Annotated in this window: 18 protein-coding genes and 9 pseudogenes; 20 read left to right on the plus strand and 7 right to left on the minus strand. The window is 36.1% G+C overall.

From position 1 onward, the window contains the following. Positions 1–188: 188 nt before the first annotated feature. Complete coding sequence (locus tag NST16_RS07600; RefSeq protein ID WP_268505099.1) at positions 189–404, minus strand: hypothetical protein; 216 nt, start codon at positions 402–404, stop codon at positions 189–191. 23 nt (positions 405–427) lie between these two features. Continuing rightward, positions 428–783, minus strand: a pseudogene (locus NST16_RS07605) (winged helix-turn-helix transcriptional regulator). Positions 784–951: 168 nt separating this feature from the next. On the opposite strand from NST16_RS07605, the gene NST16_RS07610 reads away from it, so the two are divergent. The 9 genes and pseudogenes from NST16_RS07610 to NST16_RS07650 all read left to right on the plus strand — a co-directional run bounded on the left by NST16_RS07610 (position 952) and on the right by NST16_RS07650 (position 7646). After that, the gene (locus NST16_RS07610; protein WP_015239743.1) at positions 952–1698 is read left to right on the plus strand and encodes an SDR family NAD(P)-dependent oxidoreductase; all 747 of its coding nucleotides are present in this window, start codon (positions 952–954) and stop codon (positions 1696–1698) included. 498 nt (positions 1699–2196) lie between these two features. After that, entirely contained in the window at positions 2197–2463 is a 267-nt protein-coding gene (locus tag NST16_RS07615; protein WP_340885362.1) for a hypothetical protein, read from the plus strand. Between the two features lie 86 nt (positions 2464–2549). Further along, complete coding sequence (locus tag NST16_RS07620; RefSeq protein ID WP_340885365.1) at positions 2550–2771, plus strand: hypothetical protein; 222 nt, start codon at positions 2550–2552, stop codon at positions 2769–2771. Positions 2772–3033: 262 nt separating this feature from the next. Further along, entirely contained in the window at positions 3034–3519 is a 486-nt protein-coding gene (locus NST16_RS07625; RefSeq protein ID WP_340885368.1) for a hypothetical protein, read from the plus strand. Between the two features lie 263 nt (positions 3520–3782). Then, positions 3783–4037 (plus strand): annotated as a pseudogene (locus NST16_RS07630) (SunI/YnzG family protein). 66 nt (positions 4038–4103) lie between these two features. Then, positions 4104–4661, plus strand: a complete 558-nt coding sequence (locus NST16_RS07635; protein WP_326217549.1) for an SMI1/KNR4 family protein — start codon at positions 4104–4106, stop codon at positions 4659–4661. 99 nt (positions 4662–4760) lie between these two features. Then, positions 4761–6515: a T7SS effector LXG polymorphic toxin gene (locus NST16_RS07640; protein WP_340885373.1), complete on the plus strand. Its 1755-nt coding sequence runs from the start codon at positions 4761–4763 to the stop codon at positions 6513–6515. 1 nt (position 6516) lies between these two features. Continuing rightward, complete coding sequence (locus NST16_RS07645; protein ID WP_340885375.1) at positions 6517–7080, plus strand: SMI1/KNR4 family protein; 564 nt, start codon at positions 6517–6519, stop codon at positions 7078–7080. Between the two features lie 104 nt (positions 7081–7184). Continuing rightward, entirely contained in the window at positions 7185–7646 is a 462-nt protein-coding gene (locus NST16_RS07650; RefSeq protein WP_268449763.1) for a YrhA family protein, read from the plus strand. A 289-nt stretch (positions 7647–7935) separates the two neighbouring features. Here NST16_RS07650 and NST16_RS07655 read toward each other — a convergent pair whose 3' ends face one another. Beyond that, on the minus strand, positions 7936–8016 hold the full coding sequence (locus tag NST16_RS07655) for a putative holin-like toxin (RefSeq protein WP_229147581.1): 81 nt from the start codon (positions 8014–8016) through the stop codon (positions 7936–7938). Positions 8017–8355: 339 nt separating this feature from the next. Here NST16_RS07655 and NST16_RS07660 point away from each other — a divergent pair, with 339 nt between their 5' ends. The 3 genes and pseudogenes from NST16_RS07660 to NST16_RS07670 all read left to right on the plus strand — a co-directional run. After that, a complete protein-coding gene (locus NST16_RS07660; RefSeq protein ID WP_340885379.1) occupies positions 8356–8718 on the plus strand; it encodes a hypothetical protein in 363 nt (120 codons plus the stop codon). Between the two features lie 271 nt (positions 8719–8989). Continuing rightward, positions 8990–11584, plus strand: a complete 2595-nt coding sequence (ppsA, locus tag NST16_RS07665) for a phosphoenolpyruvate synthase (RefSeq protein ID WP_340885382.1) — start codon at positions 8990–8992, stop codon at positions 11582–11584. 284 nt (positions 11585–11868) lie between these two features. Further along, positions 11869–12787: pseudogene (locus tag NST16_RS07670) on the plus strand (DinB/UmuC family translesion DNA polymerase); the annotation flags it as partial. 25 nt (positions 12788–12812) lie between these two features. Here the strand turns inward: NST16_RS07670 and phrK are convergent. Continuing rightward, positions 12813–12935, minus strand: coding sequence for a phosphatase RapK inhibitor PhrK (gene phrK, locus NST16_RS07675; protein WP_004399440.1), 123 nt, complete (start codon positions 12933–12935; stop codon positions 12813–12815). Then, positions 12932–14047, minus strand: coding sequence for a response regulator aspartate phosphatase RapK (rapK, locus tag NST16_RS07680; protein WP_340885385.1), 1116 nt, complete (start codon positions 14045–14047; stop codon positions 12932–12934). Before rapK ends, phrK begins: the two co-directional genes overlap by 4 nt. Before the next feature lie 284 nt (positions 14048–14331). Here rapK and NST16_RS07685 point away from each other — a divergent pair, with 284 nt between their 5' ends. The 4 genes and pseudogenes from NST16_RS07685 to NST16_RS07700 all read left to right on the plus strand — a co-directional run bounded on the left by NST16_RS07685 (position 14332) and on the right by NST16_RS07700 (position 15958). Continuing rightward, a complete protein-coding gene (locus NST16_RS07685; RefSeq protein WP_340885389.1) occupies positions 14332–14844 on the plus strand; it encodes a GNAT family N-acetyltransferase in 513 nt (170 codons plus the stop codon). A gap of 27 nt (positions 14845–14871) precedes the next feature. Beyond that, positions 14872–14983, plus strand: a pseudogene (locus tag NST16_RS07690) (helix-turn-helix domain-containing protein); the annotation flags it as partial. Between the two features lie 212 nt (positions 14984–15195). Next, positions 15196–15470: pseudogene (locus NST16_RS07695) on the plus strand (hypothetical protein). Positions 15471–15574: 104 nt separating this feature from the next. After that, the gene (locus tag NST16_RS07700) at positions 15575–15958 is read left to right on the plus strand and encodes a UPF0715 family protein (protein ID WP_340888311.1); all 384 of its coding nucleotides are present in this window, start codon (positions 15575–15577) and stop codon (positions 15956–15958) included. On the opposite strand, the gene NST16_RS07705 is transcribed toward NST16_RS07700, so the two are convergent. Both NST16_RS07705 and NST16_RS07710 read right to left on the minus strand, forming a co-directional pair. After that, on the minus strand, positions 15951–16181 hold the full coding sequence (locus tag NST16_RS07705; protein WP_286059914.1) for a hypothetical protein: 231 nt from the start codon (positions 16179–16181) through the stop codon (positions 15951–15953). The two genes, NST16_RS07700 and NST16_RS07705, sit on opposite strands and share 8 nt — an antisense overlap. A 206-nt stretch (positions 16182–16387) precedes the next feature. Continuing rightward, positions 16388–16536: pseudogene (locus tag NST16_RS07710) on the minus strand (hypothetical protein). Positions 16537–16625: 89 nt separating this feature from the next. Here NST16_RS07710 and NST16_RS07715 point away from each other — a divergent pair. The 4 genes and pseudogenes from NST16_RS07715 to NST16_RS07730 all read left to right on the plus strand — a co-directional run bounded on the left by NST16_RS07715 (position 16626) and on the right by NST16_RS07730 (position 17557). Then, positions 16626–16870 (plus strand): annotated as a pseudogene (locus NST16_RS07715) (hypothetical protein). 3 nt (positions 16871–16873) lie between these two features. Beyond that, positions 16874–17088: pseudogene (locus tag NST16_RS07720) on the plus strand (hypothetical protein). 11 nt (positions 17089–17099) lie between these two features. Continuing rightward, a pseudogene (locus tag NST16_RS07725) lies at positions 17100–17192 on the plus strand (hypothetical protein); the annotation flags it as partial. A gap of 53 nt (positions 17193–17245) precedes the next feature. Next, positions 17246–17557 (plus strand): hypothetical protein, encoded by a 312-nt coding sequence (locus tag NST16_RS07730; protein ID WP_326232451.1) that lies wholly within the window; start codon positions 17246–17248, stop codon positions 17555–17557. Positions 17558–17560: the final 3 nt, after the last annotated feature.

Here is a 17560-nt window from a genome sequence, read left to right on the forward strand (position 1 = left end):
CTTAACTGTGACCCGTACTGTGACCTGAGTGTGATCTGAAACACCGTTTTGTGAAAGTGAATAAATGCTGTTAAATCAACGAAAACGTACTAAATGATAAGGTGAATACAGGGGAGTAGTGTGACCTGGATTTTTAATTCAGTTCTTTTTTTATATACAAAAAAATGCCTATCTAGAGATCATAGGCATTAAATATTTTTATCAATATCTTCATTTATTTTTTGGCTAAGTTTCTGAACCTTCTCTTTAACATTTGAAACAGCTCTTTTTTGAATTTCATCAAAGTTCTCCTGAATATAGTCCATGACACTTCTTATTAGAACTTCACTTTCAAAATTGAATATCTCATTTATTTCTGACTGTTCTTCATCTGTTAGGTGATGGTATTGAAAGTTGTTTAGCATTTACTTCAGCAGCTACATCAATCCTAACTTAGTTGTTCTGGTTGTACAATTTCATATTCACCTTCTGCATACTCTTGCTCCGCATAACGGCCTCCCCATTGACAGAGCTCCTGTAAGATAGGTTTAAGAGATTCTCCAAGTTCAGTGGATGAATATTCAACCTTCGGCGGTACTTGATTATACATCTTTCTGCTCACAAGTCCACTGGCTTCAAGCTCTCTAAGTGTTTGAATCACATTTTCTGAGTTATATTTGGGATAATACGCTTTAATTCACTCGTTCTCTTTGGTCCATTCATTAAAAAGTATAATACAAGCCCTTTCCATTTTCCGCCAATCACTTCCTTTGTCACTTCAAACCCACAGCTAAATTTTTTCATGTCTAAAGCTCTCCATTCCACATTTATTACTTTTTAGTTACTATATCACAAAAAAGTGGGTACTTCCGATAATGTGCTTACTGAAGGATACTATATCTTGTAAGTTGTTCTACAAGTACTTAAAGGTACTAAACATAAAATAAAATTAATTCTAAAGGAGTGTTAAGTATGGGTAAATTTGAAGGTAAAATAGCGCTTGTAACGGGTGGAACAAGTGGGATTGGTCTTGCTACAGCACAAAAATTTGTAAACGAAGGTGCATATGTTTATATCACGGGACGTAGACAAAACGAACTTGATAAAGCTGTTAACCAAATTGGCAAGAACGTAACCGGTGTTCAAGGTGATATTTCTAAGCTTGAAGACTTAGACAAACTATATGACATGATAAAGCAGGAAAAAGGTAAGTTGGACATTCTTTTTGCTAATGCAGGCACCGGCAACTTCCTTCCATTAGGTGAAATTACTGAAGAGCAGGTTGATAGAACGTTCGACATTAACGTTAAAGGAACCATCTTTACTGTTCAAAAAGCGTTATCACTATTCCCGGACAAAGTAGGTTCTATTATTGTAACGGGCTCTACTGCTGGATCAATTGGCAACCCAGCGTTTAGTGTATATGGAGCATCTAAAGCAGCATTAAGAGCACTAGTTCGCAACTGGATTCTTGACCTAAAAGGTACTGAAATCCGTGTAAATGTGGTTAGTCCAGGAGTTATTCTTACACCTGCATACGATGAGCTTTTTGGTGATGCACTTGAAGGAGCAATGGAAAATACCAGAAATACTGTTCCAGCTGGAAAAGTTGGGACACCTGAAGAAGTAGCAAACGCTGTATCTTTCCTTGCTTCAGACGAAAGCAGTTACTTGACGGGTGTTGAATTGTTCGTAGATGGCGGACTAGCACAGGTATAATTTCACTGCGCAGAGATTACAAATAGTCCCCAAAAAAGGTTAATGGGGATTTACTTGAAGAAGTCGTATAAAAAAGTCGTTTTCCTTAAAGGACAGGGAATTCGACTTTTTTATGTTTGAATTTGATTAACGTTGTAAATTCGCATTTTCCTGGGGCTACCACTAAATGACCTGTAAAAAAGATTACTTTGTGAATAAATGTACTTAAAGTAACGGGGGCGTTAATTGAAGAACAAACAACACCGTTGTTGTAGTAAATGAGGTCATTTGTTGTACAAAAAAAGGATAGTTGAATACAGGCATTTTCACCCTGTTCATCTATCCTCTCTTTTTGTTTATAAAATGTGTGACATTTTATTTGGTTGCTTAAACATTAATAATATTAAACATTTTCTTGACTTTTAATAAAAAATAATATCCCTGTCCTTGTATTCTAATACTTTTGAAAATATTTAAAGGAATCCTTCAATTGAACGATTTCCTAATGATCACAGCAAAATGGTTTATGACGTAAAATTGATTTGCGGGAAGAGGTTAGGAGAATTCAAGGATCTAGATCCAAGCGATGTTGATAAAGCTGTATTGTTTCACGCACCTTATGTGAAAGATGGGGCAGCATTTTATGACTCAGAAGAACAGTATCAAACTGAGGCTTCTCTTCATTATTTGATTAGAGATTTAGAGGATATTAGTGAGTTTATTGTTAAAATGGCTGAGGATTTAAAAGATAAGGATAATGAATTAGCAAGCTGGTTACGGTTGTAAGGGGGATTTAAATTGCCATATGGAGTTAATATGGATGCAGATGAGTTTTACAGACGGTTGCAACAAAATGAAGAATTAAAAAACCGGTGGGTACAAGTTTAAAAACATATTGTCAAAACCTAAAGGAAGACGCAAAAAACGCATCAGACTTTCAACAGGTTATAGCTGAAGTGTATGTTGCTTTACTCTCTTCATTTGAAGGTAAAGCTAAAGAAGCATTAGTACAAAAACTCAATGAAAATGCAACAATGCTGACAAACGCCACAGAGAACAGAAGTGCTTTTCTGAGAAGTATTAAAACTAAATAGTTAAAATAACCCCTTCACAAATTGTGAGGGGGTGTTTTTATTTTTTTTTTGACATTCTAAATTAATTTGGGCTGCCGCTTAACATTTTCATCTTTATGGAACCTAGAATTCTAACAGCAGGAGATACGAAGCATAAGCCCGAATTTGAATACATCTCGAATAGAAAGTGCCCTGTATATGTATCATCGTTGGTGCCACTTTGGTTAGAGGGTTTCCCCTTTGGTTTTTTGTTTCGCTTTTGAAATGACAGGAGGACAACGCTGTGTGGAAAGCTTTAAGACAGTTACTCAAGAAACAGAAAGATCACAGTCAAATAGACGAACGTTATTTACAGATTCCAGAAAAGGATTTAAATCTTGATTTGAAACAAAAGGTAATTGAATTGGAGAGATTAGGGGATGCAGTATCCGAAAAACTGCAAAATAAGTATACAGATGCTTTTGAAATTCAGGGTAAATCAAACCTTAGCATCCAGATTTGTAGGGACATAGATGGTGACATATTGAGTGATTTAACAGCTGAGAGGTGTTTTGAAAAAGAATACCGTTCACAAATAACATTTAACTATGGAGCTACGAAAGCCTACAATGAAGATTTGGACTGTTATACAATTGAATTATGGTATTTCTACGGTGGATATAAAGGAACCGGTTGTGGAACATTATTCGATTTAAATAAAAATGATTTAGAAATAGAAATTGAAGAGACACTATTATTTTTACTCAATGATAAACAATCCGAGAAATAAAAAAAGAGAGCCGCAAAGGTCTTTCATTCATCGTTCAAATGCATAGTTGTCAAGATCCCTGTCCATTTTAGATTGGTAAGCAGGGTGAGAGCTCCTTCTTCAACTTCATTTTCCTTTCTTTATATTGGTAGACCATCAATAATTATAATCCTGTATCCAATTATTGAAAGTTTAATTTTTTCATAATACTATCAAGCCCAATTTAATATTTCACACGTTATGTTAAAATTTTACTGATTCATAATCGAAAGGGGAATGAGATTATGCTAGGGATTAAAGTTGAGAAATCAAACGAAAACTTAATTATTCATTGACAACTTTCCAAAGTTGAAATTCCAATAAGAGAAATCAACGATGTATTCTTTGATCCAAATTACGGGGGAGAGGAGAAACGTGCAGTAAGGATAGGGTTTCCTTATGGCTCTACGGAGAGGGTAGTGATTAAAACAGCTAATAGCACTTATATTTTGTTCACCACTCATGCAGCTATGATTATGAATAAAATTGTTAATGCTTAAAATATTTAAATTCATTCACCATGTATTGGCAATGATAAATAGGTACTTACATTTGGGGTGAGTTATATGACTAACTTTGTTCATAAGACTGTAAACGGTTTGAAAAGTCTCTTAGATGATAAAGGAGCCATTACATTGTTTTGTTCTGAAGGAGATACCATGGAATGCCTTGTTACTTTTTCACCGGACAAAGCAACCCTTAACGAGATTCAAAGCTTTGAAGCTAAACACCAGCTTACCCTTCCAGCGGATTATCAAAAGTTTATTACACTGCATAACGGTGCGAAAATTTTTGAGATTCTTTCTGATGGGGAGAATATAGGTGGAGGACTTCAGCTATTTAGCCTTGAAGAGATTGAAGAGGAACTAAACTATGAGGATTTGTTTGAAGGTATCAATGGTATCCCAATTGGCTACCTATTGGAAGAATGCCATTTAATGATCGATAAAGATAAAATTAATCAAGGTGATCCTAACTATCTCTATATATTTGAAAGTGGTTTAGAATATAATCCATTAAATTTAAACTTTGAAATATTTTTAGACCGGTATATATTGGCTAATGGGGAACCTTTTTGGGATTGGCGCTACTATACCGCAGAAAATTATTATAGAACAAGATAGTGTGATGTATAAGACAGTCATTTTGGCTGTCTTTTTCTGTTATTCAAATAGATGATTATGGTAAAATTTACATATAGTGGGGCTAGGAAGGAGAATGATATGAAGGTATTTGAGGCTGATTCATTACTCTCTGAAGCGGATAAAAGAACCAAAGAGTACAAGGAACTAAGGTCGCAAATGGTGAAGCTCAGAAACGCGTTTAAAGACGTAGCCGACCTAGATGACAGTGAGCTTTCAGGTAAGGGTGCTAACAACATTAAAGCATTTTATCATGATCATGTCGGTGTTACCGATCAATGGATTGATTTAATTGACATGAAGATTGCCTTCTTAAGCAGCATTTCTGCAAAACTTGAAGATGCCAAGATGTCAGATGCATATATAGAAGAATCTTTTCTTGAACATGAGTTGGCGAACGCTTATACAAAATCAAAATCCATTATGTCTGAACAGAAAAAAGCAATGAAAGACATATTAAACGACATCAATGATATTCTTCCACTTGAAATATTCTCAACAGAAGACTTCAAAGACAAACTTTCTTCTGCAGATGACAAACGTGAAAAAACAATCGATAAGCTGAACAAGCTTGATGAGGATTTAAAAACAGAATACGCTGAAACAGAACCAAACGAACAATTTATTCAGCAAGACTTTAAAAAGCTGCAGGAATCAACAGGCAAAGGGAAAAACGCCACACCAATTCACTATAACGCCAAAGCGTATAGAGAAAGTGACATACATAAGAAAAGAGGCGATATTGAGAAGCATTCTGAAGCTTATTTAAGCGTGAAGAAGGAGGAAGCAAAAGAACGAGAAATTAAGGAATTGAAAAAGAAACTTAATGACGGTGTTTCTGATCCTGATGAGTATTTAGAGATTGCTAAGAAAGTAGGCTACGAGAATCTTGAACCGGCTCAAGTTCAGCTTGCAGTGCAAATTGAACAAGCGAAGCAGCTAGAAGGAGCAGGAGAAATCACCTGGGATATTGTAAAAGGTGTAGGAGTTGGTTTATACGATGTTGGAAAAGACACTGTAACCGGCATATGGGATTTCATCACCGATCCAGGAGAAACATTGTCAGCACTGGGCAATGCAGTTCTTCATCCGGTCAAAACATATGATGCTGTTTCAGCAGCAATAGAAGAGTCGTATCGAAAAGATATGGTGAATGGAGATGCCTATTCTAGATCAAGATGGGTTACCTATGCTGTTGGTTCAGTGGCTGTAGCTGTTTTTGGAACCAAAGGTGCAGGAGCCATTAATAAAGCAGATGCAGCGGGTAAGGTCATAAACAAAGCAAGTCAGGCAGGGAAGAAAATTAATGACGTCAAGATTCCAGATTTTCTGCCTTATAATCCTAAGTACGACCTTGCCATGGCAGGGGGCGTGCCATACAATGTAGTAAACGGAGAAAGTTTAAAAAATAGGCTACTCCAATTAATTCAATCTGCAAATCCAAGAACCAGATTGCCGAGAACTAAAGGGCGCTGGGAAGGTACTCCAGGTAACAGTAAATGGTACTCTGATAAACCAGAAGTAAATGCAGTAACTAAAGGAGAGCCTATAGTATTTAAAGACAATAGGCCAATTTTTACACCTTGGTCTAAGGGAACAATTAAGTTTAAAAAGGGCGAACTAACTGGAGAAAACTCTGACTTCGCTAAAGTTTATAAACGTATCAAAAAAATGAAAGGTTTTAAAACACAGGCCGAAGCTGAAGATTGGTTGAAATATACTGCAAAGCTTACTCCACACCACCTAGACAACAAAACTATTCAGTTGATCCCAACTGCACTACATAAGAATGTACCGCATATAGGGTCTGCATCGGACTTAAGGAGAGGTTATTAATATGAGCTTTCAAGATATCAATAATAAAATGAAGCAATTTGAGCTTAAGTACTATGGAGAAGGTTCTCATAAAAAAAGTAGCGAAGCAATTGAGAAATTTGAAAAAGACTTAGGGGTCGCAATAGATGATCTATTTAAGCAATTTGTACTGTACTACGGGGGTAGTAATATACTGGCAGACAATGTTGTTTTCCCAGTACTTGAGAAAAACCCATGGGCAGATGATAACAAACTTAGATTAGGTATATTCTATGGGTTTGGCTTGGACGATGACGACTTTAATATTGCAGCTCTTACTGATACATACGATGATCAAATGCCTGATTGGATAATACCAATAGCTGATGCTGATGGTGGAAACCAAATATGCCTTGGTATAAAAGGGGAAGGAACAGGAAAGGTTTATTTCTGGGATCATGAGTTGACGAATGGAGTAAAAGACACCTTTCTGATTGCTGATACATTTGAAGACTTTATTCAAAGCTTATCAGTTGAAGAGGATTCAGAGAAAGAAGATGACGGTATTCTTTTCATGGAATTAGATGATGATTTACTAAACAGTTAAGCAAAAGTATTGCAAAGATAATGTTTAAGCTCTCGATAGGAGAGCTTTTTTATTAAAGTACAAGGGTGGATTAGAATTTAGCCGAGATAAAAGGGGGCAGTTTTATGTCGGTAAATAATTTATTAGGAGAAATTCGAAAAAGAAAAGCAAAGTATGGAGATGAACCGAACTCTCCCGCCACAGAAAAAGAAATCAATAAATTTGAAGCGGAGGTTGTAGGCAAGTTTCCAATAAAGGAGATTCCAACAGGTTATAAGGAATTCCTTCAAAGTGTAAACGGATTAGACTACAATGGTATAGTGATTAACGGGATCGACAATGATTTATTGGAAGAAGAAAAAGATGAAGAGGTTTACGGCTTTCTTGAAACAAATGAACTTTGGCACGAAAATGATGAGCAGAAAAAATATCTGTTTTTTGGTGACTCAGATACAGCCTGGTATTGCTTAGATGTAATTGAAAATGAGTACCTAGAGCTTGATAAACCCTCTGGAACGCCTATGAACAAATTTGATGATTTTAACGCCATGCTAGCTGATGCATTGAAAGTTAGTTTAGACGACTAAGCAAAAGTATTGCAATTGTATGAGATTTTGCAGAAATAAGCATCCAATTCAATAAAATAATGGTTTTATCCATAAAGCAATTGTATTGCAAATAACATTGCCGTCTGGTTATAATTAGGGAAAGATAATATAATTATTTTTTGCATGTGCTTAATGGAAGTGCATAAAATAAAAAAGACTAGGGTGTTGGCGCACCCCGGTTTTGTACAAAAAGCTGCCCGTCAAGGGGCTTGCTCGATGTGGTTTCTTGGTAGACCTATCCCTTCAGGTTCTGAGGCTCAAGGGAGGTCTATTTTTTATTTATATACGTCAACAGGGCAATTATAAACGACCCGAATGCAAGCATCATTAATGCCTGGAATGTTGACATAGCATCACCCCCTTTGTTAGGGGATGAGTAAGACTCCCTTCAGTGAGCAAACTTAGTGTACAGGAAATATTATATTATACATAAATCCCCTTGTTGTTAAAAATTAACAATATACTGACAACGAGCATGTGAAAGAATTTCTATCAACATCATTTATATTTGAAATGACAGACACATATGGTAGTTTGCGACTCGCAAAATTCAATGTGCAGCCCTAATTCAACTATTGAGTAGGATTGTTAAAAAGTGTTGATTTGTTGTTTTCAGCAATCGGTCTATATTACTGAATAGAAATTTAATAACTGTAGGATTATTAAAAACGAAAAGTGAGGATTGTATATGAAGACTGTTAGTCAAGAAATCCAAGATTTATCCATTACATCCTTGGAGTCAACTTTTAGCAAACTTTCAAATGCTTATAAAAGCGCGACAGAAAAAGGTTCAAACACAACTCTTGTCAAAAAGAGACTAAACGCAGTAAAAATTGGTTTGGAAAGCCTAAAAGGTACTTGGAACGGCGACGATTTTTGTTATGAACAAGAAATCATATTGACCTCTAAAGAAGTTCTACAAGATATCATTCCTTCTATAGAAAAACAAATAGCAAAAGCAAAAGAAGGCAGTTCTCAAAAAACATTAAACGAGCGTCGCTTAACTGCACTAAAACTGGCAATCGAATCTTTAGAGAACCGTCTTATATAAGACAGTTAATTGTTCCAGAATCGGGTGCGTTACATAAACAAACAAGATTGGAGGAAACCCTGTTTTTTAATGTGGCTAATGGTAGCGGGAAATTAAAAAAGAACCTGGTGAAATTGCCCAAGTTCTTTTTATATTGCACAAAAATAGACACGGTGATATAATCATGCTACGTGCGCTTTATTAATAAAAGTTATAGTTATCCATCTTATATTTTCATTATATCATGCTGTAAAGCTCTTGTCAATTTTTATTTTTGAAGGGGAGATGTAGAATGAGTTCTTTGGTTCTTGGTTTTCACGAAATTGAAAAAACACAGCATTTGCTTGTTGGAGGAAAAGGGTTAAATGTAGGTGAATTATCAAAAATTCAAGGTATACAAGTACCAGAAGGATTTTGTGTCACAACAGTAGGATATCAAAAAGCTATCGAACAAAACTTAACGTTACAAGTGTTGTTGGATCAATTGGCCGTGTTAAAAGTTGAGGATCGAGATCAAATTGGTAAAATCAGCAGGAAAATTCGACAAATCATTATGGAAGTAGAAATTCCTTCCGATGTTGTGAAAGCAATTGCTCACTATCTCTCCCAGTTTGGCGAGGAACATGCCTATGCCGTGCGTTCGAGTGCGACTGCTGAAGATCTACCACATGCTTCTTTTGCAGGTCAACAAGATACCTATCTAAATATTATCGGCAAAGAAGCGATCTTGCAGCATATCAGCAAATGCTGGGCTTCCCTATTTACAGAACGAGCGGTAATCTACCGCATGCAAAATGGATTCGACCACAAACAAGTTTATTTATCCGTTATCGTTCAAAGGATGGTTTTCCCTCAGGCTTCGGGGGTTTTATTTACCGCTGATCCGATTACCTCTAACCGAAAGGTGTTATCCATCGATGCCGGTTTTGGACTTGGTGAAGCACTGGTTTCTGGCTTCGTATCTGCAGATTGTTATAAAGTGCGGGACGAGGAAATCGTTGAGAAGAGGATCGCAACCAAAAAATTAGCTATCTATGGAAGGGAAGAAGGCGGAACAGAGACTAAGCAGATTGAACCTGATCGGCAGATGTCTCAAACACTCACTGACGGGCAAATTCTACAGCTGGAACACATTGGAAGGGAGATCGAAGCTCATTTCGGCCAGCCGCAAGATATCGAATGGTGTTTGGCTGATGATACGTTTTATATTGTTCAGAGTCGGCCGATCACTACTTTATACCCGATCCCTGAAGCGATTGATCAAGATAATCACGTCTATGTATCTGTTGGTCATCAACAAATGATGACAGATCCCATAAAACCTCTTGGATTGTCTTTTTACCTGTTAATTACTCCTGCGCCTATGCATAAAGCCGGTGGAAGGTTGTTTGTAGATGTTGCACCTAGGCTGGCTACACCTGTCGGCCGAAAAAATTTATTAAATACCATGGAATCCGATCCGCTTATAAAAGGCGCACTTATGACCATAATAGAGCGAGATTTTATTAAATTGTTACCAAATGATCAAACGGCACCGATTTTGGGCAGAAGTCATACAGATATGCTGGCACAATTCGAGAACGATCCGACAATCGTTTCTGATTTGATTAAGCGTAGTCAAGCATCAATAAAAGAGTTAAAACAAAACATTCTAACGAAATCGGGATCGGATTTGTTTGATTTTATTCTGGAAGATATCCAGGAATTAAAGAAGATTTTATTTGACCCGCAAAGTTCGGCTGTTTTTATGGCTGCGATGAATGCCTCAGCATGGATCAATGAAAACATGAACACGTGGTTAGGCGAAACAAACGCAGCTGATACGCTTTCTCAATCTGTACCGGGTAATATTACGTCGGAAATGGGTCTGGCGCTGATGGATGTCGCGGATGTGATTCGCCCATATCCAGAAGTGATTGATTATTTGCAGCATGCAAAAGAAGATAACTTTCTGGATGAATTGGTTAAGTTTGATGGAGGAAGGGAAACCAAAGACGCTATCTGTGATTATCTAAGCAAATACGGGATGCGATGTGCCGGAGAAATCGATATTACGAAAGCTCGTTGGAGTGAAAAACCAATTACACTTGTCCCGATGATTCTTGGTAACATCAAGAACTTTGAGCCTAATACAGGCAATCGAAAATTTGAGCAAGGCCGCCAAGAAGCTTTAGAAAAAGAACAAGAGTTAATAGGTCGATTGAAGCAATTGCCAGATGGTGAACAAAAGGCTAAAGAAACCAAACGAATGATTGACCTCATTCGGAATTTCATTGGGTATAGAGAGTATCCCAAATACGGTTATGTTAGCCGTTTCTTCGTTTATAAGCAGGCTTTACTGAAAGAAGCTGAGCGACTCGTTCAAGCTGGCGTTATCCATGACAAAGAAGATGTGTACTATCTCACTTTTGAAGAACTTCACGAAGTTGTACGCGCAAACAAACTTGGTGATCAGATCATCAACAAACGAAAAGAGGATTACAAATTTTTCGAAAAACTAACCCCTCCGCGCGTTTTCACGTCTGATGGTGAAATATTCTCCGGTGAGTACAAGCGAGAAAATTTGCCGGCTAATGCGATTGTAGGTCTACCTGTTTCTTCCGGAGTGATAGAAGGAAGAGCGCGTGTCATTTTAAACATGGAAAATGCCGATCTGGAAGACGGAGATATATTAGTCACCTCCTTTACCGACCCTGGCTGGACACCATTATTTGTATCCATAAAAGGTCTAGTCACCGAAGTTGGGGGACTGATGACCCATGGATCGGTCATCGCGCGTGAATATGGCTTGCCGGCAGTTGTCGGAGTGGAAAACGCAACCAGACTAATCAAAGACGGGCAACGAATTCGCGTGAATGGAACAGAAGGATACATTGAAATATTGTAATGCTTAAATCAAATTAAAAATCACTGTCAAAGTGGACGGTTATTCTTTTATCTTCTTGAGCAGCGATAACGATACTTAGTGAATGATGAATATTGATGGTTTGCTACACACATTGAGGTCTTAGCTATTTTCGACAAGATCAGAGAATCAATGAAATATACACGAAATGTAAAAACATTACTTTAATATAAGCAAAGCCGGAACCCATGGAGTGGGAATCCGGTTTTTTTATGTGAAAAATACTTGGCATGCGAAATCCGCATTTTGTTGGCGGAACTCCTTTAATTGATGAATCTTTTTTAGATGCAGGAAAAGAAGATCCTGAAGAAATGGCCAAAGCAATCCAAAGCAGCATGTGGAGAGAATTTGGGCTTATGTGTACAGTTGGGATTGGTGACAATATGTTGTTAAGTAAGCTTGCACTTGACCTGGAGAGTAAGAAAACGAAGAGTGGCATTGCACGTTGGAGATATGAAGATGTGCCAAATAAACTCTGGAAGGTTCGACCTTTGTCTAAAATGTGGGGGATAGGAGGGAGGATGGAAAGAAACCTAAATCGGATGGGAATATCGACTGTAGGTCAGTTAGCCAAATTTCCATTAGAGCTACTTGAGAAGAAATTTGGAATAATGGGGAACCAGTTGTATTATCATGCTCATGGGATCGATTTATCTGAAATAGGTGCTCCATTGATGCAGGGTCAGATTAGTTTTGGGAAGAGTCAGATTTTGCTTAGGGAATATACAAAGAGAGAAGAGATTAAAGCCGTTCTTTTGGAGATATGTGAGGAAGTCGCAAGAAGGGCACGTACACACAATAAAGTTGGTCGAACGATCAGCCTGGGAATTGGGTACAGCAAGGATGAGCTTGGTGGTGAATTCCATCGATCCAAAACAATTGATCTTCCCACAAATATCACGATGGACATTTATAGATGCTGCTTGATGCTTTTTAATAAGTTTTACTCGGATAAAACAGTGAGAAGTATTGAGGATGATGTTCATCAGCAGTTGAGTTTATTTGAAGTGGATAACGAGAAGAGAAGGAAGCTTGGGTTCGTTATGGGTGGAATTAGAAGCAAATACGGATCGAATGCGATACTAAGAGTAGTCTCTTAACACACCCGCAGGGACAGCGCTTCATAGAGCTGGGCTTACTGGGGACATAAATCATAAAATAAAAGCCCACTCAAAGTATGAGTAGGGCTAGATTAATGAATCAACCTTTTTTAACCTCCGACAGGCCTTTCAGCTACCTGGATGTTAGATGGTGAATCTGTACTTAATTGCGTTAAAGCTACCCCACTTAAAATTACAGCTAAAATAGATACGCAAAGCACAAGTTTTTTCATAAGATTCCCTCCACCTGGTTCATTTTCTGTTCAGCCCAAATTTTCGCATTGAAAAAGCTTGTTGCTTCTTCAAAAGCACCTATTGATTCAAACCTTTTTGCAGCGATGTAGGACAATTCATCTACACTTTCAAGTTCATTTTGTTGTTTTAAAAACTCAATATTACTATTACAGTTACTAAAATTATTTTTTAATTCCCCACAATAAAGGTTATATAAGATGCTAATTTTGGCTTCGTATACTTTATTCTCCATTAATATGAGTCTTTCCTGTGCTTTATTGTAAAAATTAATGGCTTTCATTTTTTCGTCAATTTTAAAGAGTTCTTTAATCATCATGAATAAAGAATTTATATAATAAATTGAATGTAACCAAGATTCATATTCTATTGCTTTTTCAAGAGATTCAATGCATTTATCAGGTTTGCTCCAATCAGAATAAACGATACTAAGATTGTGGTATAATTGAGCTTTCAAAAATTCATCTTTTGTTTCTTTTGCAATATCAATTGCTTCTAAATAATATTTTTCTGCTTCCTCAAAACGTTTCATATCAGCATAGTTTGCAGCTGCAATCATTGTTGATGTAGCTAGTTTGCATTTATAATCAGGGTGTCGCTTATATATTGAAATTGCATTTTTTATATAGTGTTGTGCCACAATGCTTTGTTTAACAAGAGTGTATAAGTAAGAGACTTTAGAGTAAAATTCAGCTGCTTCAATTTCATCCGGAATTTCTGCAAGCTTTTTCTCAGCTAATCCATATAAGTTAATTGCTCGATCATAGTTTTTGTTGTATGCCTCATACATTGCTTCAAATAAATAAAAGTTGTATTCTAATTTATCATTTGTTTTTTTAATGAAGTTTTGATTGTCTTCAGTAAAATAGGTGTGCTTTTGCAAAGGTTCTCCTCGTGAGGAATGCAGCAACATTTTATGTCTTTCTTCTAATAGACTATAATACGCGAGAACTTCTTGATCTTCTTCCATATCATCAAAAAGTTTTTTTATCTCTGAATAATATTTAATTGATTCATCTACCTTTTGTTTTTTTATAGCAATGTACCAGTCATTCAGTGTAGTAGCGACAACTTCTGCAGCAATCTGACTCATTCAAACCCCTCTTTCTGAATATTTCAAAAATCTCTAGAAAACAATCATAACATAATCATTGAAAAAAATGTAAAAGGGTGTAAAGTTTTTGGCGATTTTTCATTTAAATACCCTCCTCAATTAAGAGAAGGGTAGGGGTTTTATCTCGGTGAATCGTATTCTATTGCTTGTTCCCTATCAGAATTTCCTGAGTTGTTTGTGAATAAGGGTAGTGTTTTAGAGGTTATTGATGTCTTTTTATCGAAATAAAGACTAAGTTTAAGTATTTTGAGGGGAGTTCCTTTATGCATATAACAACAAAAAGGTTATTAATACGTGAATTTAAATTCAAAGATTGGAAAGCTGTATATGAGTATACATCAGATATTAATGTTATGAAGTATATACCAGAAGGGATTTTTACTGAAGAAGATGCAAAAGAATTTGTAAATAAAAACAAGGGTGATAACGCTGAAAAATTTCCTGTAATACTAATAGATGAAGATTTCCTTATAGGGCATATTGTTTTTTATAAGTATTTTGGTGAACATACATACGAGATCGGGTGGGTGTTTAATCCGAATTATCAAAATAGAGGATATGCTTCTGAAGCAGCACAAGCGATTTTGGAATATGGATTTAAAGAAATGAATTTACATAGGATTATAGCTACTTGTCAACCTGAGAATATTCCCTCATACCGAGTTATGGAGAAAATCGGAATGAGAAGAGAAGGCTTTTTCAAAAGATGTATTCCACGAGGCAATGAATGGTGGGATGAATATTACTACGCTATTTTAGAGGAAGAGTGGAAATGAACGATTAAGGATTTTTAAGTATTGCTGATGGAGCAGTATCTAAGAGAGTTGTTGGATAAAGTCTGTACTTACTTAAACATTGAGATGCATGAGTTATTGATTTTCCAAAAAGCAAGATCATAACAATATCGATCACTCAGAAATAAATGGTATACTAAAGTTACAAGGTGAGGAAAGAATTACAAGTTTTCTAACAGTGTGCTTTCAAAAATTTAATATTATATAGTGAATATTTGGTGTAGTGTTAATCCCAATGTTTATAGCAGCTTATACTCCTGATATAAGCAACTTTATTAGAAATATATTTAAATAAAACTACGATTTAAAAGAGAACGGAGACTTGCCTTCAATATGAATGTTAAAAAAACTGCAGCTGTTTTTTCAATCACTATTCCAACTATCTCAGCTATCTTAATTATTAATTTTTTTACTGGAGTTATTTCAATACCATGGCAAGGTATGCCGGTGTTTTTTCCATTAATACTTTCCCCTATGGGATCATCTTGGCGTTGGTCTCAATAAAGGCAAATAAACGGTGTGCTGTATATGGAATAGTCTTAAATGCAATTATGTTTCCATTTCCTTTTTTCTGGTTTATAGGCGGGAATTTGTTATTTGGAGTTTGACGAAAATGGACGAAGATTGATCAATTGCATAACTGAATTACAATTCTTTTTAGAGTGAGTTATTTTTTTGGAGGTTAAGAGTTTTGAGTATTAATAAAAAAAATTTGGCTATATACGGTCTTACACTAGCGCTCTCATGCATTACATACGGAATTATCATTGGGTTTTATGGTTTTATTTACTCCAATTTCGAACCTTGGATGCTGATAACCATCTTTATCATACCATTATATGCATTTATCCCATATACAATATTTGCTGTTCCGTTGCAAATTTTACTTCGAAAAAAAGTAAAGAAATTCAGTGTGCAGTACTTATTAATTTATATCGTAGTAGCGCTAATCGCATTATTCTTGTTTTCCTTAGCGAGTGATCCATCTTATGTGCTTAGTGAGGTTAAACATGTGAGCTTTTATTATTTGAGTTTTGTAGCAGCAGCGGTTTACTGGTTCTGGGATTCAGTATTTATCAAGAATCAAATTAAATAATGGATTTAACAACGTTTACAACAAGTAAGAAGGCTGCTGATCCAAACAGTAAATATCCAGACAGTTTTTGTTTGTTTAATATCGCTTCAACTCCGACTACTGATAAAAGGCCTGCAACAAATAATTGAACAACCAGCAACAACAATTCATCTTGATTAAACAGTGAGTATACGCACAAGAATAATGCAATGCAAGAAACTGAAATTTTCACAACTTTTAGCAAAGTATCACTCCTTATGCAGTCATGAATTAACCTTAACACGATGACGGTCTTAATCCAAGACGCAGGCACTTCTGAAAAAAGATAGGCTCTTGTTGGTGTTAAAGCAACTGTGATTGGAATGGAGATTATCAATATTTTTGATGGTGAAGCAGTTGTTCCTACTATTAAAATTCGGAAATAGGCACAGAATTTAACTGAAAAGAGCATTAAATTAAATGCTCTTTTTTCATACCACAACGCCGGCATTCTCGCAAGAATACACCACTTTTTACGCTGAGCTTTTGAACAGAGTGTAATGGCGATTGTCGCATCTGCCATACTTTACAACAGGATACTCCTTGTAATCATAAACGATTGAAGTAACATACCCATTTGTTTCATACTCCTCTTCCCAAGATTACCTACAAAATATATCCAAATTTCGTTAGTTATAGGGAGGAACAAATGATTGGATTAGCTTATTTTTTAATTATCTAGTTTGGAGTTGACCGGCATTAAGTTCATTTTTGTTGACCAGGATTATGATGAAGAGTTTAAAAAGAGATCATGAACCAAAAACGTCAGATGGAATGGAAAGAGATTTGGCCAATCTGTTTTTCAAAAATAGGCTTAATGTGATTGCCTTTTTCATGTTAATCGGTTTGTTACCATTAACAATAAGGATTACAAAATTATTTATAAGAGGTTGATTTATGCCTTTGGTTGTTTATTTTTATGTACTGCAGTTTGAAAACAAGGAATACCTCAAATCATTTAAGTTAGATGAGGACGGTTATTTGACATCTAGCGACCTTCACGAAGCTTCTAAAATGCATAATATATTAGAAGTCATTGAAATAGCAAGTGAGCTCAAATGAAATGTAATGTGCAATGTGAGGTAAGGGAAATTCAAGTTGTGACTCGGTAAGGGGTGTTCATGTGTATTGGATAGAGTGGATTGAAGGTGAGGAAAAGAAAAGCATTGTTGCTGAAGGATGGATTGAATGGGCTGCTATACTTGAAGACTTGTATTAAAAGCGGTTTGAGTATGTTGATTGGACGGCTTTGAAAAGGAGTGAAATGACATTAAAAATTTAATTTTATTATCCAGTTTTTTCGGTATTACGCTATCAATTATAGGGCAATTATTTGGAGTCCTAACAGATTTCTTTATTCCAGGTATTGCACGGCTTATGGGGGTTTTAGCTGGTATACTAGTATTACTTAGCTTGAAGTCAAGAAACATAGAAATGCAGGCATTTATAGTGGGTTCAAGTACCTTGTTAGGAATAATGGGCGCAGGGATTTTATATTTTCCAGCTGCGATTGTCAATGTCTTAATAGGGTTCAAGCTAAACAAAAAGTTAAAAGATGAAAACACTAAGCAGCAGATCTGAATA

The organism is Bacillus sp. FSL K6-1005 (assembly GCF_038000225.1).
Lineage (GTDB): Bacteria > Bacillota > Bacilli > Bacillales > Bacillaceae > Bacillus > Bacillus mojavensis.

What these genes read in the sequence shown, in the direction of transcription:
- NST16_RS07650 (WP_268449763.1), top strand. Translation starts at nt 7,185, where the DNA reads ATGTCGGTAAATAATTTATTAGGAGAAATTCGAAAAAGAAAAGCAAAG.
- NST16_RS07645 (WP_340885375.1), top strand. Translation starts at nt 6,517, where the DNA reads ATGAGCTTTCAAGATATCAATAATAAAATGAAGCAATTTGAGCTTAAG.
- ppsA (WP_340885382.1), top strand. Translation starts at nt 8,990, where the DNA reads ATGAGTTCTTTGGTTCTTGGTTTTCACGAAATTGAAAAAACACAGCAT.
- NST16_RS07600 (WP_268505099.1), bottom strand. Translation starts at nt 404, where the DNA reads ATGCTAAACAACTTTCAATACCATCACCTAACAGATGAAGAACAGTCA.
- NST16_RS07640 (WP_340885373.1), top strand. Translation starts at nt 4,761, where the DNA reads ATGAAGGTATTTGAGGCTGATTCATTACTCTCTGAAGCGGATAAAAGA.
- rapK (WP_340885385.1), bottom strand. Translation starts at nt 14,047, where the DNA reads ATGAGTCAGATTGCTGCAGAAGTTGTCGCTACTACACTGAATGACTGG.
- NST16_RS07655 (WP_229147581.1), bottom strand. Translation starts at nt 8,016, where the DNA reads ATGTCAACATTCCAGGCATTAATGATGCTTGCATTCGGGTCGTTTATA.
- phrK (WP_004399440.1), bottom strand. Translation starts at nt 12,935, where the DNA reads ATGAAAAAACTTGTGCTTTGCGTATCTATTTTAGCTGTAATTTTAAGT.
- NST16_RS07635 (WP_326217549.1), top strand. Translation starts at nt 4,104, where the DNA reads ATGACTAACTTTGTTCATAAGACTGTAAACGGTTTGAAAAGTCTCTTA.
- NST16_RS07610 (WP_015239743.1), top strand. Translation starts at nt 952, where the DNA reads ATGGGTAAATTTGAAGGTAAAATAGCGCTTGTAACGGGTGGAACAAGT.
- NST16_RS07660 (WP_340885379.1), top strand. Translation starts at nt 8,356, where the DNA reads ATGAAGACTGTTAGTCAAGAAATCCAAGATTTATCCATTACATCCTTG.
- NST16_RS07685 (WP_340885389.1), top strand. Translation starts at nt 14,332, where the DNA reads ATGCATATAACAACAAAAAGGTTATTAATACGTGAATTTAAATTCAAA.
- NST16_RS07615 (WP_340885362.1), top strand. Translation starts at nt 2,197, where the DNA reads ATGGTTTATGACGTAAAATTGATTTGCGGGAAGAGGTTAGGAGAATTC.